The organism is Streptomyces spectabilis, assembly GCF_008704795.1.
Taxonomy (GTDB): domain Bacteria; phylum Actinomycetota; class Actinomycetes; order Streptomycetales; family Streptomycetaceae; genus Streptomyces; species Streptomyces spectabilis.
Genome location: NZ_CP023690.1, coordinates 4,032,949 through 4,046,632, shown reverse-complemented (window position 1 = coordinate 4,046,632; position 13,684 = coordinate 4,032,949). Strand labels below are relative to the sequence as shown.

The window sequence follows — 13,684 nt, the reverse complement described above, 5'->3', positions numbered from 1 at the left end:
GCTCCAGCGGGCGCGGCGCCGACCGCCGCGCCGCGGGCCCCGCTGCCCGCACGCGGGCCGCCCGCCGCCTGCCCATGCGCTATCTCCTGCCCAGCCTCCTGCTCGTGGCCCTGCTCGCGATGCTGCTGCTCCGCGGGTACGTGCACAGCGAGATCCTCGCCGACCACCGCGTCCGCCCGCCCGCCGCCACCGACCAGGTCCCGAAGGAGGTCCTGCGGGGCGGCCCGGTCATCGACACCCGCGGCGACCGCCCGAAGACCCTGCGCGTGCCCGACCGCCGCATCGTGCTGACCTTCGACGACGGCCCCGACCCCGAGTGGACCCCGAAGGTCCTCGACGTCCTGGCCGAACACGACGCGCACGGCGTCTTCTTCGTCACCGGCACGATGGCCTCGCGCCACCCCGGCCTGGTCGCGCGCATGGTCCGCGAGGGGCACGAGGTCGGCCTGCACACCTTCAACCACCCCGATCTTTCGTACCAGTCGAAGGGCCGCATCGACCGGGAGCTGTCCCAGAACCAGCTGGCGCTCGCGGGCGCCGCGGGCATCCGCACCTCGCTCTTCCGCCCGCCGTACTCCTCCTTCGCCGACGCCATGGACAACACGTCGTGGCCGGTCGCGCGGCACATCGGAAGCCGTGGCTATCTGACCGTCGTGAACGACACCGACAGCGAGGACTGGAAGCGCCCCGGCGTCGCCGAGATCATCCGCCGCGCCACGCCCGCCGACGGCAAGGGCGCCATCGTCCTGATGCACGACTCGGGCGGCGACCGCTCCCAGACGGTGGCGGCCCTGAGCCGCTTCCTGCCGACGCTGAAGCAGCAGGGCTACGAGTTCACCAACCTCACCCAGGCCCTGGAAGCGCCCAGCGCCCACGCGCGCGTGACCGGCCTCGCGCTGTGGCAGGGCCGGATCTGGATCGCCCTGATCACCGCTGCCGAGCACATCACCGACATCCTGGTCGTGGGCCTCGCGGTGATCGGCTTCCTGGTCCTCGGCCGGTTCGCCCTGATGCTGGTGCTCTCCGCGATCCACACCCGTCGCGTCCGCAAACGCGATGCCACGTGGGGCGCGCCGGTGACGGAGCCGGTCTCGGTCCTCGTGCCCGCGTACAACGAGGCCAAGTGCATCGAGAACACCGTCCGCTCCCTCATGGCGAGCGACCACCCCGTCGAGGTCCTCGTCATCGACGACGGCTCGACGGACGGCACCGCCCGCATCGTCGAGGGCCTCGGCCTGCCGAACGTACGCGTCGTCCGCCAGCACAACGCGGGCAAGCCGGCGGCGCTCAACAGGGGCCTGGCCAACGCGCGCCACGACCTCGTCGTGATGATGGACGGCGACACCGTCTTCGAGGCGTCGACGGTCCGGGAGCTGGTGCAGCCCTTCGGCGACCCGCGCGTGGGCGCCGTGGCGGGCAACGCGAAGGTCGGCAACCGGGACTCGCTCATCGGCGCCTGGCAGCACATCGAGTACGTCATGGGCTTCAACCTCGACCGCCGCATGTACGACGTGCTGCGCTGCATGCCGACCATCCCCGGTGCCGTCGGCGCCTTCCGCCGCTCCGCCCTGGAGCGGGTCGGTGGCATGAGCGACGACACGCTCGCCGAGGACACCGACATCACGATGGCCCTGCACCGCGACGGCTGGCGCGTCGTGTACGCCGAGAAGGCCCGCGCGTGGACCGAGGCCCCCGAGACCGTGCGCCAGCTCTGGTCCCAGCGCTACCGCTGGTCGTACGGCACGATGCAGGCGATCTGGAAGCACCGGCGCGCGCTCATCGACTCCGGGCCCTCGGGCCGCTTCGGCCGGGTCGGCCTGCCCCTGGTGTCCCTGTTCATGGTCCTGGCCCCGCTCCTCGCCCCCCTGATCGACGTCTTCCTCCTCTACGGCCTTGTCTTCGGGCCCACCCAGAAGACGGTCGCCGCCTGGCTCGGCGTCCTCGCCGTCCAGGCGGTGTGCGCGGCGTACGCCTTCCGCCTGGACCGCGAGCCCCTGACCCACCTGCTCTCGCTCCCGCTCCAGCAGATCCTCTACCGGCAGCTGATGTACGTGGTCCTGCTCCAGTCCTGGATCACCGCCCTCACCGGCGGGCGGCTGCGCTGGCAGAAGCTGCGGCGCACGGGCGTGGTGGAGGCGCCGGGCGCCCCGGCGCGGCGGTGGCCGGCGGGCGGCGCGGAAGGGGGGACGGTGGCATGACGCACCACCCCACGCGCGCGGCCGCGCCCCCGGCCCCGGTGCCGTCCCCGGCTCCCCGTGACCGCTATCTCGACCTCCTCCGCACCCTCGCCCTGGTCCGCGTCGTCGTCTACCACCTCTTCGGCTGGGCCTGGCTGACGGTCCTGTTCCCGTCGATGGGCGTGATGTTCGCCCTCGCGGGCTCCCTGACCGCGCGCTCCCTGAAGCGTCCGGCGTGGCAGGTCATCAAGTCCCGCGTACGCCGCCTCCTTCCGCCCCTGTGGGTGTTCAGCGCGGCCGCCCTGTTCCTGCTCCTCGCGGCGGGCTGGAAGCCGGGCGACGACCCGGACCTCGGCGGCACCTGGGGCCTGCTGAGCCTCGCCAACTACGTCCTGCCGGTCGGGGCGCCGCCCTTCCCCTGGCACCTCGGCGACAAGGCGGGCCTCCTGGAGGACACCTGGGCCGTGCAGGTCGTGGGCCCGCTCTGGTACCTCCGCACGTACCTGTGGTTCGTGGTCGCCTCGCCGCTGCTCCTGTGGGCCTTCCGGCGCGCGCCCTGGGCGACGCTCCTCGCCCCCTTGGCCCTGACGGCCCTACTGACCACGGAGATCGTCCGCATCCCCGGCCAAACGGGCGACGCCGTCTGGGACTTCGCCGTCTACGGAGGCTGCTGGATCCTCGGCTTCGCCCACCACGACGGCGTCCTCGCGCGGGTCCCGCGCTACCTCGCCGTCTCCCTCGCCACCCTCACCATGGCCTTCGGCCTGTGGTGGGCCTCGGGCCACCTCGGTCCCGACGGCTGGGACCTGAACGACATCCCCCTCGCCCAGGCCACGTGGTCGCTCGGCTTCGTCGTCGTCCTGCTCGTCCACTCCCCGTCCTGGCACCGGCTCCCCGGCCGCCTGGCCAGGTGGGACGGGCTCATCACCCTCTCCAACAACCGTGCCGTCACGATCTACCTCTGGCACAACCTCTTGATCATGGCGACGGTCCCACTGATCGACATGGCGTACGACGTCCCGTTCATGACCGAGCGGACGATGGCGGCGCTCGACTCGACGTACATGATGTGGATGTTCATGCTGGTGTGGCCGCTGATCGGATTGATGGTGCTGGCCGTGGGGTGGGTGGAGGACCTGGCCGCGCGGCGGAGGCCGCGGGCGTGGCCGGACGGCCGCGCGAAGCGGGGCCGGGGCGGGCCGTAACCGCCCCTCCCGGGTTCTGCGACCGTTGCGCAACAACCCCCGCCGCGCGACGGGGGTATGCCCCCATCTGCCCCCGTCCTCGGCAAACCTCACCCTCGCGCGCCGCTTTGCCCGTGGATAGCGTGGGTTCACTCAAGTGAACCCACGTCCCATGGGAGCTGACTGTGAACCGCCGACCCACACTGCTCGCTGCCGCGTCTCTGACCGCTGCCGCAGTCCTGTCACTCTCCGCCTGCGGCGGCGGAGACGGCGGCTCCAAGAACGACGACAAGATCGAGGGCGCCGGGAACGGCAGCAGCGAGAGCGCGACACCGTCGCCGAAGGCTTCGGACGACGCGATAGACCGCCCGCAGATCAAGTTGCCCAAGGGCGTGAAGAACGTCTTCGAGGGCGGGCGGACGGGCGACGCGAAGAAGGACGTGATCCTCGCGGACAGCGAGCGGCGCATCGACTCTCTCGATGAGGCGGTCACGGTGAATGCCAAGGAGCACCCGGCGCTGAAGTTCTACTCGGCGGGGGATGCCCTGGTTTCGGCGGCGACGTACATCAAGGGCTTCTATGACGACGGTAGGTCGTTCGTCGGCACGACGCGCTACTACAAGCGAAACGTCACCATCCTCAAGAAGGGAACCGCCGCGGTGACCTACTGCATGGACTCCAGCAAGACGTACCCCCTGGATCGCAAGACCAAGAAGGTGGACAAGTCCATCCCGGCCTCGGACAAGGACTACGCGTTCTTCAACACGAGGCTGGAGAAGAACGCCGAAGGGGTCTGGCAGACGACGTCCGTCACGTCCATCGAGGCGGCGAAGCAGTGCCTGTGAACCGGCGGACCATTCGGCACGCGCTCGTACCGATGCTCGCGCTGGCCGTGGTGGTCGTGCCCGGCAGCGCCTACGCGAGTGGTGGCAAGGGCGGTGGAAAGCCGATCGAGGGCAGCGGCAAGGGCGGGAACAACAACGGCGCCATCTTCGCTCAGACCAAGATTCAGACCACGACCAACGGCAACTCGCGTTCTACGAAGACCGGCACGCTCACCCCTGCCAACAGCAACTGGACGCCGCCTGCCTGCTGGTACGAGCCCGCGTTCTCGCCGAAGCAGCTCGAATCCACGGTGAAGGCGCTGCGCAGCCTGGACTCCCTGCCGTTCATCGGGGGCATCGGGGGCGTTCTCGGAGATGCCCTCGACAAGCGATACAAGGACGGCGAGTACAAGGACTACAACCTGGACAAGCAGGGCAAGGGGATGTTCTGGGCGGCGGTGAAGAACAAGAACCGCCTCGACGATCCGCAGGTCAACTCCTGTAACAAACCGCCCTTCTGGGTGGACGAGAAGAAGACCCCGGACGAGCCCCTCGCCGTCAGCCCGCGAATTCTCGCGGAGTACGCCTACGACGAACTCCCCATCCCCGGCACCGAGATCACGATGGCCCCCAAAGCCGAGACCAAAGTGAATCTGCCGACCTGGGTCTGGTTGGACCGGGCGACGTTCAAGGAGGTCTCGGTGACGGCGAGTCTGCCGGGGACGGGGCTTTCGGCCACGACTACGGCGAAGCCGGTTTCGCTGCGGATCGACCCCGGTACGAAGGACGCCGAGACCTATCCGGCCTCGGGGGAGTGCCCGGTCGTGAAGGGGCGGATCGGTGAGCCCTGGGCCGAGGGGAAGAGCGAGGAGACGCCGCCGTGCGGGGTGAAGTACCTGCGGTCCTCGGGGGACGGCTCGTACGGCCTGCGGGCCACGGTCACCTGGGAGATCAGCTGGACGAGCACCACTGAGAAGGGCGACGACCTGCCGGACGGCGAGTTCGGCGCGGACCAGGACGTCGTGGTCAAGGAGATCCAGTCCGTGAACCGCTGAGGCCGCGCGGGCGGCCCTCTCACCGCCCGCCCCCTCACCGTGAGCCCAACGTTCCCCCGTGGTCATCCGTCGGCACGGGGCCGAAACGAGCCGTCCCTACCTTCGGGAGCACCAGTCGTTGGCCGGGGAGGCTTGACATGCGGGTGCCGGGTAAAGGGAGCAGGTGGATCCAGCGGTGGGATCCGGAGGACGGCGCGTTCTGGGAGCGGGAGGGGGAGCGCGTCGCCCGACGGAACCTGGTGTTCTCGGTCCTTTCCGAGCACGTGGGGTTCTCGGTGTGGACCCTGTGGTCGGTCATGGTGCTCTTCATGGGGCCGGAGTACGGCATCGACCCGGCGGGGAAGTTCTTCCTGGTGTCGATGGCGACGCTCGTGGGCGCCGTCGTGCGCGTGCCGTACACCTTCGCCGTCGCCCGGTTCGGGGGACGGAACTGGACGGTCATCGCGGCGGGCCTCCTGCTGCTGCCCACCGTGGCCGCGTTCGCCGTCATGGAGCCGGGCACCTCGTACGGCACGTTCATGGCGTGCGCGCTGCTCACCGGCATCGGCGGCGGGAACTTCGCCTCCTCCATGACCAACATCAACTCCTTCTTCCCGCTGCGGAAGAAGGGGTGGGCCCTCGGCCTCAACGCGGGCGGCGGCAACATCGGCGTGCCCGTCGTGCAGCTCGTGGCGCTCGCCGTCATCGGGGCCGGCGGCGGGCCCCGGCTACTGCTCGGCGTCTACATCCCGCTGGTCGTCGTGTCCGCCGTCTGCGCCGCGCTGTTCATGGACAACATCGCCTCCGTGCGCAACGACACGGGCGCCGCCCGGGAGGCCGCGCGCGACCCGCACACCTGGATCATGGCGTTCCTGTACGTGGGGACCTTCGGGTCGTTCATCGGCTTCAGCTTCGCCTTCGGCCTCGTGCTCCAGACCCAGTTCGGGCGCACGCCCCTGGAGGCCGCGCAGCTCACCTTCGTCGGGCCGCTGCTCGGCTCGCTGATCCGGCCCGTGGGCGGACGGCTCGCCGACCGCTACGGCGGGGCCCGGATCACCTTGGGGAACTTCGTCGCCATGGCCGTCGCCACCGGCGTCGTCGTCCTGGCCTCCGTCAAGGAGTCGCTCGGGCTCTTCACCGGCGCGTTCGTGGTGCTCTTCGTGCTCAGCGGCCTCGGCAACGGCTCGACGTACAAGATGATCCCGGGCATCTTCCAGGCGAAGGCCCTGCGCAAGGGGCTCACCGGGGACGAGGCCGACCGGTACGGGCGGCGGCTCTCGGGCGCCGCCATGGGGCTCATCGGGGCCGTCGGCGCGCTCGGCGGGCTCGGGATCAACCTGGCCTTCCGGCAGTCGTTCCTGAGCGTCGGCTCGGGGACCGCCGCCTACGTCTCCTTCCTCGCGTTCTACGCCCTGTGCCTCGGGGTCACCTGGGCGGTATACCTTCGCCGCCCCGCCGCCCGCACCCGGCCCGTGGCCGCCGCGAGCGCCGAGCGGGAGCCGTCGTACGCCGAGGTGTGACGTAACACGGCGGACATCGGGGTGATCCAGGACCGTCACCCGCCGTTGGCAGGCTCGATGGCCCGTCGACCTGGGGAGACGGCCGCGACGGGGCGGAGGGACTCCGGGACGGACGGGCCACTACTACGAGCGGGACGCCAGACATGAACGTGATCCACGAGCACGGTCCCCTCGCCGGTTTCACCGTCGGCGTCACCGCCGCCCGCCGCGCCGACGAGCTCGGCGCGCTGCTCCAGCGGCGCGGCGCCACCGTGCTGCACGCGCCCGCGCTGCGGATCGTGCCGCTGTCCGACGACGGGCAGCTCCTCGCCGCCACCAAGGAGCTGATCGACCGCGCGCCGGACGTGGTGGTCGCCACCACCGCCATCGGCTTCCGCGGCTGGGTGGAGGCCGCCGACGGCTGGGGCCACGGTGAGGCCCTGCTCGCGCGCCTGCGCGGGGTCGAACTGCTCGCGCGGGGGCCGAAGGTGAAGGGCGCCGTGCGGGCCGCGGGCCTGGTCGAGCACTGGTCGCCGACGTCGGAGTCGATGGCGGAGGTCCTGGACCGGCTGCTCGCCGAGGGCGTCTGCGGGCGGCGCGTCGCGCTCCAGCTGCACGGCGAGCCGCTGCCCGGGTTCGTGGAGGCCCTGCGGGCCGGGGGAGCGGACGTCGTCCTCGTACCGGTGTACCGATGGCTGCCGCCCGCCGACCTCGCGCCCGTGGACCGGCTGCTCGACGCGGCCGTGGCGCGCGGCGTCGACGCGCTCACGTTCACCAGCGCGCCCGCCGCCGCCTCGCTGCTCGCGCGGGCCGAGGACCGGGGGATGGCGGAGGAGCTGCGCGCCGCCCTGGCGCACGACGTGCTCGCGGCCTGCGTGGGCCCGGTGACCGCGCTGCCGCTGCAGGGCCTCGGCGTGGACACCGTGCAGCCGGAGCGGTTCAGGCTCGGCCCGCTCGTGCAGCTCCTGTGCCAGGAACTGCCCGCGCGGGCGAGGGCGTTGCCGGTCGCGGGGCACCGGGTGGAGATCAGGGGGCACGCGGTCCTGGTGGACGGCGAGCTGCGGGCCGTGCCGCCCGCGGGGATGGCGCTGCTGCGGTCGCTCGCGCGGCGGCCCGGGTGGGTGGTCGCGCGCGCCGAACTGCTGCGGGCCCTGCCGGGCACGGGCCGCGACGAACACGCCGTCGAGACCGCGATGGCCCGTCTGCGCACGGCACTCGGCGTGCCCAAGCTCATCCAGACCGTGGTCAAACGGGGCTACCGGCTCGCGCTCGACCCGGCGTCCGGGGCCAAGTACGGGCTCTGAGCCGGGGCTCCCGGGAGTCGGCCGCGCAGCACGAGGGCCCGGCCGAGCAGGCCGAACGCGAGCGTGCACAGGGCCGCCCGCACGATGTTCCACGCCACCCAGGGGTCTTCGAAGTCCGCGCGCACGGCGGCCGGGTCGGCGATCCGCGCCGGGTCGCCCGCCGCGGCCAGGTCGTCGTTCAGGGGCACGTTCACCACGGCGGTGAGCACGAAGGCGAGCGCGTACGCGGCCAGGGCGCCAAGCACCCACCACCGCAGCGGCGTGCGCCGCAGCCGCCACGCGGCGAGCCCGGTGCTCAGCAGCGCCCCGACGAAGCCGAAGAAGAACACCGGGTTCTGGATGACGTCGTTGATGTGCTGCATGACCTCGATGTACGCGCGGTCCGAACTGCGCGCGAGGCCGGGCATCACCGCGCACGCGAAGACGTAGAAGGATCCGGCCATCAGACCCGTGGTGAGCGCTGCCGCGCCCAGGAGGACACCGCCGGCAGGGCGGTCGGAGTGGGGTGTGCCGTCGCTCGTCATGGCATCGAGTCAAGCCGTCCGCGGCCGCCGGGGCCATGGCCGACGAGCGCACCGGCATAAGCGCGCGTCTTCGGCCCGCGGCGCGTCCGTCCACCGGTCCGCGGCGCGTCCGACTCCTGCCACAGTGGCGTCCGCGCGTGGTGGCAGGGGTTCCGGACCCGCGCCCGGACGGGCACTGTAGGGGTACGGACGGGCGTACGGACGGCGCGCACCCGCATGTCGGCACGCACCGGAACGGCCCCCGGACGCACCGGCGACCCCAAGGCGGTGACACGCGCATGGCGTTGAGTGCGGCCCCCCAGAGGGCGCCTCAAGAGGCCCCCCAGGAGGCCCCGCACAAGGTCGCGTACGGCGAGCTGCGCTTCGACTCCGGCCGGAGCTGCCTCGACCTCCTCGCGACGACCCACCCGGTGGAACGGCTCGACGACGTGGACCGGCTGTGCGCCTGGCTGGCCGGGGCGGGCCTGGTCCCGCCGGGCACGCCGCTGCCGGACGCCGACCAGGACTGGCTCGCCGGATTCCGCGAACTGCGGTGCCACATCGACCGGTTGGTCGGCGGCGAGCTGGCCGGACGGCCCGCCGACGCCGCGCTCGCCCGGGTGAACGCGCTGGCCGCCGCGGCCCCGCCCGCCCCGCGCGCCGTCCGCCACGCCGACGGCAGCCTCACCCGCGCCCTGCACGGCGCTCCGGGGCGCGCCGCGCTGCTCGCGGCCGTGGCCCGCGACGCCGTCGAGCTGCTCACCGACCCGGTGGCCCGCTCGTTGCTGCGCCGGTGCGAGGGCGACCGCTGTCCCATCGTCTACCTCGACACCTCGCGGGGGCACCGCCGTCGCTGGTGCTCCAGCGAGGTGTGCGGCAACCGGGAACGGGTGGCCCGGCACCGCCGCCGCGCGGCGGCGCTCACGCGCGCGTGAACGAGGCGGCCGGGAGATCCGGGAAAGCCGCCCGGGAAAACTTCGCCGCCGTCTTGAACGCACCTCGCGCCCCGTCCGTACGTCCCTGGTGACCGGCCAGCGACGCCGAGTCGGGCAGCCGAGACGAACAGCGGACAGCGGAGGCAGACGTGCGCAAGGATTCCGCCGTGGCCGATGAACGCCCGCACCGACATCGTGCGGCGCCCGTGCCGGAGCCGGACGAGGAGCTGATGCGCGCGCTGTACCGCGAGCACGCGGGCCCCCTTCTCGCCTATGTGCTCCGCCTGGTGGCGGGCGACCGGCAGCGCGCCGAAGATGTCGTACAGGAAACGCTCATCCGTGCCTGGAAGAACGCCGGTCAGCTCAACCGTGCGACCGGTTCGGTACGCCCCTGGCTGGTGACGGTCGCGCGTCGCATCGTCATCGACGGCCACCGCAGTCGGCAGGCCCGGCCGCAGGAGGTCGACCCGTCGCCGCTGGAGGTCATCCCCGCGGAGGACGAGATCGATAAGGCGCTGTGGCTGATGACGCTGTCGGACGCGCTGGAGGACCTGACTCCCGCGCACCGGGAGGTACTTGTCGAGACCTACTTCAAAGGGCGTACGGTCAATGAGGCGGCCGAGACCCTGGGCATACCCAGTGGGACGGTGCGCTCGCGGGTCTTCTACGCGCTGCGCTCGATGAAGCTGGCTCTGGAGGAGCGGGGGGTGACGGCATGAGTACGCCGTACGACGCACACGGCCGTGACCAAGGGGGTCACGACCCGCAGGATCCCGGCGCGGTGCACGAGACCGTCGGCGCCTACGCCCTCGGCATCCTGGACGACGCGGAGGCCACCGAGTTCGAGGCGCACCTGGCGGGCTGCGGGAGCTGCGCGCGGCAGCTGGAGGAGTTCTCCGGCATGGAGCCGATGCTTGCCGCCCTGGCGGACCTGCCCGGGGCCCGCGGCGCGCTCGGGGCGCCCACAGGCCAGGACGCGGCCGTGCCGCGGCCGCGCGGCCTGCCCGACGTCGGCGAGCAGCTCGCCGCCCGGCCGAGCCCGCGCCTGGCCGAACGCCTCGTGGACGAGGTCGCGGACCGGCGCGCGCGGAAGCGCAGGCATGGCCTGTACCTGGTCGCGGCCGCGGCCGCGCTGATCATCGGCGGGCCGCTCGCGGTCGTCGCGGCCGACGGCGGTGACGACGGCTCGAAGGGGCAGGTGGCGATCGACCCGCACCCCACCTCGCCCGCCGAGGACGCCTTCTTCCACCACATGGAGGAGAAGACCACCGCCACCGACCCCGCGACCAAGGTCACGGCCACGGTCGGCACCGAGAAGAAGGCCTGGGGCACCCACACGGTCCTGGAGTTGAAGAACGTCAAGGGCCCGCTGAAGTGCTCCCTCGTCGCGGTCGGCAAGGACGGCAGGCGCGAGACGGTGTCGTCCTGGTCCGTGCCCAAGTGGGGCTACGGCATCAAGGACAGCTCGAACAAATGGGCCCGCAATCCGCTGTACGTGCACGGCGGCGCGGCCTTCGACCGCGGCGACATCGACCGTTTCGAGGTCACCACGTTCGACGGCGAACGCCTCGTGTCGGTGGACGTCTGAGCCCGCCCCCGCCCCTTTCACCGCCCTGACCAGCAACGCCCCGGGTCACGGCCCGGCGTCGGACGGCGTACGAGACTGCACAAGCGGGGCCCCTTTCGCGTACGGTGGACGGCTGCTCAGTACGAGCAGCAGCACGTCAGGAAAGGGGCCCCGGTGGCCGACGTACGCGACCGCGAGATCAGCGTCGAACAGGAACACCTCGACCAGGTCTACCGCCGCCTGGAGGAGAAGATCCACGAGGCCGAGTTCCTGATGAACGACGCCGCCCAGCGTTCTCAGGTCGGTACGCCGGGCGCGCTCGCCGAGCGCGACGCGCAGGTCTTCCGCGCGGGCATCCATCTCAACCGCCTCAACAACGAGTTCGAGGACTTCCTCTTCGGCCGCATCGACCTGTTGCTCGGCAAGGACGGCAAGAAGGGCCCGGACGGCGCCTACACGGCGGTCGAGCCCGCCGAGGGCGCGGTCCGCGAGGACGCGTCGGGGCTGCGGGCCGACATCGCCGAGACCCTGCACATCGGGCGCATCGGCGTCCTGGACGCGGACTACTCCCCGCTGGTCATCGACTGGCGCGCGCCCGCCGCCGCCCCCTTCTACCGCTCCACCCCCGTGGACCCCGGCCGGGTCGTGCGCCGGCGCGTCATCCGCTCCAAGGGCCGCAAGGTGCTCGGCGTCGAGGACGACCTGATGCGCCCCGAACTGACGGCGTACCTGGGCGGCGAGGCGCTGCCCGTCATCGGCGACGGCGCGCTCATGGCCGCGCTCGGACAGGCCCGCAGCCACACCATGCGGGACATCGTGGCGTCCATCCAGGCCGAGCAGGACATGGTGATCCGGGCCCCCGCCGCGTCCGTGACGTACGTCGAGGGCGGCCCCGGCACCGGCAAGACGGCGGTCGCGCTGCACCGCGCCGCGTACCTCCTTTACCAGGACCGGCGCCGCTACGCGGGCGGCATCCTCATCGTCTCGCCGACGCCGCTGCTCGTCGCCTACACGGAGGGCGTCCTGCCGTCCCTCGGCGAGGAGGGGCAGGTCGCCATCCGCGCGGTCGGCTCCCTCGTCGACGGCGTGGACGCCACGGTCTACGACACGCCCGCGGTGGCCCGCGTCAAGGGCTCGTCGCGCATGCTGAAGATCCTCCGCAAGGCGGCCAGAGGGGCTCTGGAGACCCCGCCCGCGCCGGCCCCGGCCGTCGACGAGGACGCCCTGTTCCCGATGGAACCGGTGGCCGCGGTGGCCCCGCACCCGCCGACAGCGCCCGGCACCCCCACCAGGCTCCGCGTGGTGGCCTTCGGCCGCCGTCTGGAGCTGGAGGCGGGCGACCTGGCCCGCATCCGGCGCAACGCGCTCGGCGGCACCGCCCCGGTCAACCTCCTCCGCCCCCGGGCCCGCAAGCTCCTCCTGGACGCGCTCTGGGACAAGTCGGGCGCGGCCGGCCGCCACAGCGACCCCGAACTCGCCGCCGAACTGCGCTCGTCGTTCGACGAGGACGTCACCACCGAGGACGCGTTCATCGCGTTCCTCGACGCCTGGTGGCCCGTCCTCACGCCCCGCGGCGTCCTGGGCGCGATGGCCGACGAGAAGCGCCTGGGCCGCTGGGCGCGCCGGGTGCTCAACCCGGGCGAGGTGCGCAAGCTGGCCCGCTCGCTGCGCCGCGAGGCGTACTCCGTGCACGACATCGCGCTCCTGGACGAGCTCCAGGCGATCCTCGGCACCCCCGCGCGGCCGAAGAAGAAGCGCGACCTCGACCCGCTCGACCAGCTCACGGGCCTCGACGAGCTGATGCCCGTGCGCGAGGAGTCCCAGCGCGAGCGCGCCGAGCGCCTCGCCGCCGAGCGCACCGAGTACGCGCACGTCATCGTCGACGAGGCACAGGACCTCACCCCCATGCAGTGGCGCATGGTGGGCCGCCGCGGCCGCCACGCCACCTGGACGGTCGTGGGCGACCCCGCGCAGTCCTCCTGGTCCGACCCGGACGAGGCCGCCGCCGCCCGCGACGAGGCCCTGGGCTCCCGCCCGCGCCGCCGCTTCACGCTGACCGTCAACTACCGCAACCCCGCCGAGATCGCCGACCTCGCCGCCAAGGTCCTGGCCCTGGCGATGCCCGGCTCGGAGTCCCCGTCCGCCGTCCGCTCCACGGGCGTCGAGCCGCGCTTCGCCGTCGTCCGGGGCAAGGACCTGGGCGGGTCGGTGCGCGAGGAGGCGGCCCGGCTGCTCGACGAGGTCGAGGGGACCGTGGGCGTCGTCGTCGCCATGCACCGCCGCGAGCAGGCGGCCCGCTGGCTCGCCGGGCTCGGCGAGCGCGTCGTCGCGCTCGGCAGCCTGGAGGCCAAGGGCCTGGAGTACGACGCGACGGTCGTCGTCTCGCCCGCGGAGATCGCCGACGAGTCCCCGGCGGGCCTGCGCGTCCTGTACGTGGCGCTGACCCGTGCCACCCAGCAGCTCACGGTCCTGTCGGGCGAGCGCGACGAGCCGGACGCGGACGGCGTGCCGGACCTGCTCCGGGAATGACCCCCTGCTACGGGAATTGCCTTACGGGATTCGTTTGTTACCGTTGATGTGGCACCGGCTCGATCCAAGCCCCCGGGCCCAACCTTCGTCGCTACGAGCGACCACTTGCCGCGAGGCGAGCATGGCGG

General features: G+C 72.5%; 11 protein-coding genes. 10 read left to right on the top strand and 1 reads right to left on the bottom strand.

Annotated elements, in window-relative coordinates; translation table 11 throughout:
- Positions 1-74: 74 nt before the first annotated feature.
- From CP982_RS17530 to CP982_RS17505, 6 genes are all read left to right on the top strand, one after another.
- Entirely contained in the window at positions 75-2,198 is a 2,124-nt protein-coding gene (locus CP982_RS17530; protein WP_229879169.1) for a bifunctional polysaccharide deacetylase/glycosyltransferase family 2 protein, read from the top strand.
- Positions 2,195-3,382, top strand: coding sequence for an acyltransferase family protein (locus CP982_RS17525; protein ID WP_150511402.1), 1,188 nt, complete (start codon positions 2,195-2,197; stop codon positions 3,380-3,382). Before CP982_RS17530 ends, CP982_RS17525 begins: the two co-directional genes overlap by 4 nt.
- 164 nt (positions 3,383-3,546) lie before the next feature.
- Positions 3,547-4,206, top strand: coding sequence for a hypothetical protein (locus CP982_RS17520; RefSeq protein WP_150511401.1), 660 nt, complete (start codon positions 3,547-3,549; stop codon positions 4,204-4,206).
- Entirely contained in the window at positions 4,203-5,240 is a 1,038-nt protein-coding gene (locus CP982_RS17515) for a hypothetical protein (RefSeq protein WP_308294307.1), read from the top strand. Before CP982_RS17520 ends, CP982_RS17515 begins: the two co-directional genes overlap by 4 nt.
- 137 nt (positions 5,241-5,377) lie before the next feature.
- The gene (locus tag CP982_RS17510; protein WP_150511400.1) at positions 5,378-6,739 is read left to right on the top strand and encodes a nitrate/nitrite transporter; all 1,362 of its coding nucleotides are present in this window, start codon (positions 5,378-5,380) and stop codon (positions 6,737-6,739) included.
- A 143-nt stretch (positions 6,740-6,882) separates the two neighbouring features.
- Positions 6,883-8,022, top strand: coding sequence for a uroporphyrinogen-III synthase (locus CP982_RS17505; RefSeq protein ID WP_150511399.1), 1,140 nt, complete (start codon positions 6,883-6,885; stop codon positions 8,020-8,022).
- On the opposite strand, the gene CP982_RS17500 is transcribed toward CP982_RS17505, so the two are convergent.
- Positions 7,974-8,546, bottom strand: coding sequence for an anthrone oxygenase family protein (locus CP982_RS17500; protein WP_150511398.1), 573 nt, complete (start codon positions 8,544-8,546; stop codon positions 7,974-7,976). The genes CP982_RS17505 and CP982_RS17500 overlap by 49 nt on opposite strands.
- Positions 8,547-8,824: 278 nt before the next feature.
- Between CP982_RS17500 and CP982_RS17495 the strand changes: the two genes are divergently transcribed.
- From CP982_RS17495 to CP982_RS17480, 4 genes are all read left to right on the top strand, one after another.
- A complete protein-coding gene (locus CP982_RS17495; protein ID WP_150511397.1) occupies positions 8,825-9,460 on the top strand; it encodes a CGNR zinc finger domain-containing protein in 636 nt (211 codons plus the stop codon).
- Positions 9,461-9,609: 149 nt separating this feature from the next.
- A complete protein-coding gene (locus CP982_RS17490; RefSeq protein WP_150511396.1) occupies positions 9,610-10,179 on the top strand; it encodes a sigma-70 family RNA polymerase sigma factor in 570 nt (189 codons plus the stop codon).
- The gene (locus CP982_RS17485) at positions 10,176-11,048 is read left to right on the top strand and encodes an anti-sigma factor family protein (RefSeq protein ID WP_150511395.1); all 873 of its coding nucleotides are present in this window, start codon (positions 10,176-10,178) and stop codon (positions 11,046-11,048) included. The genes CP982_RS17490 and CP982_RS17485 overlap by 4 nt, the downstream gene beginning before the upstream one ends.
- Positions 11,049-11,201: 153 nt before the next feature.
- Positions 11,202-13,556 carry a HelD family protein gene (locus CP982_RS17480; protein ID WP_150511394.1) on the top strand — a complete coding sequence of 785 codons (2,355 nt, stop codon included), beginning with the start codon at positions 11,202-11,204 and terminating at the stop codon, positions 13,554-13,556.
- The last annotated feature ends 128 nt before the right edge of the window (positions 13,557-13,684 follow it).

Bases quoted from the DNA above. Each gene is read 5' to 3' on its own strand.
- CP982_RS17495 (WP_150511397.1), top strand. From the start codon at position 8,825: ATGGCGTTGAGTGCGGCCCCCCAGAGGGCGCCTCAAGAGGCCCCCCAG.
- CP982_RS17530 (WP_229879169.1), top strand. From the start codon at position 75: ATGCGCTATCTCCTGCCCAGCCTCCTGCTCGTGGCCCTGCTCGCGATG.
- CP982_RS17505 (WP_150511399.1), top strand. From the start codon at position 6,883: ATGAACGTGATCCACGAGCACGGTCCCCTCGCCGGTTTCACCGTCGGC.
- CP982_RS17485 (WP_150511395.1), top strand. From the start codon at position 10,176: ATGAGTACGCCGTACGACGCACACGGCCGTGACCAAGGGGGTCACGAC.
- CP982_RS17525 (WP_150511402.1), top strand. From the start codon at position 2,195: ATGACGCACCACCCCACGCGCGCGGCCGCGCCCCCGGCCCCGGTGCCG.
- CP982_RS17500 (WP_150511398.1), bottom strand. From the start codon at position 8,546: ATGACGAGCGACGGCACACCCCACTCCGACCGCCCTGCCGGCGGTGTC.
- CP982_RS17510 (WP_150511400.1), top strand. From the start codon at position 5,378: ATGCGGGTGCCGGGTAAAGGGAGCAGGTGGATCCAGCGGTGGGATCCG.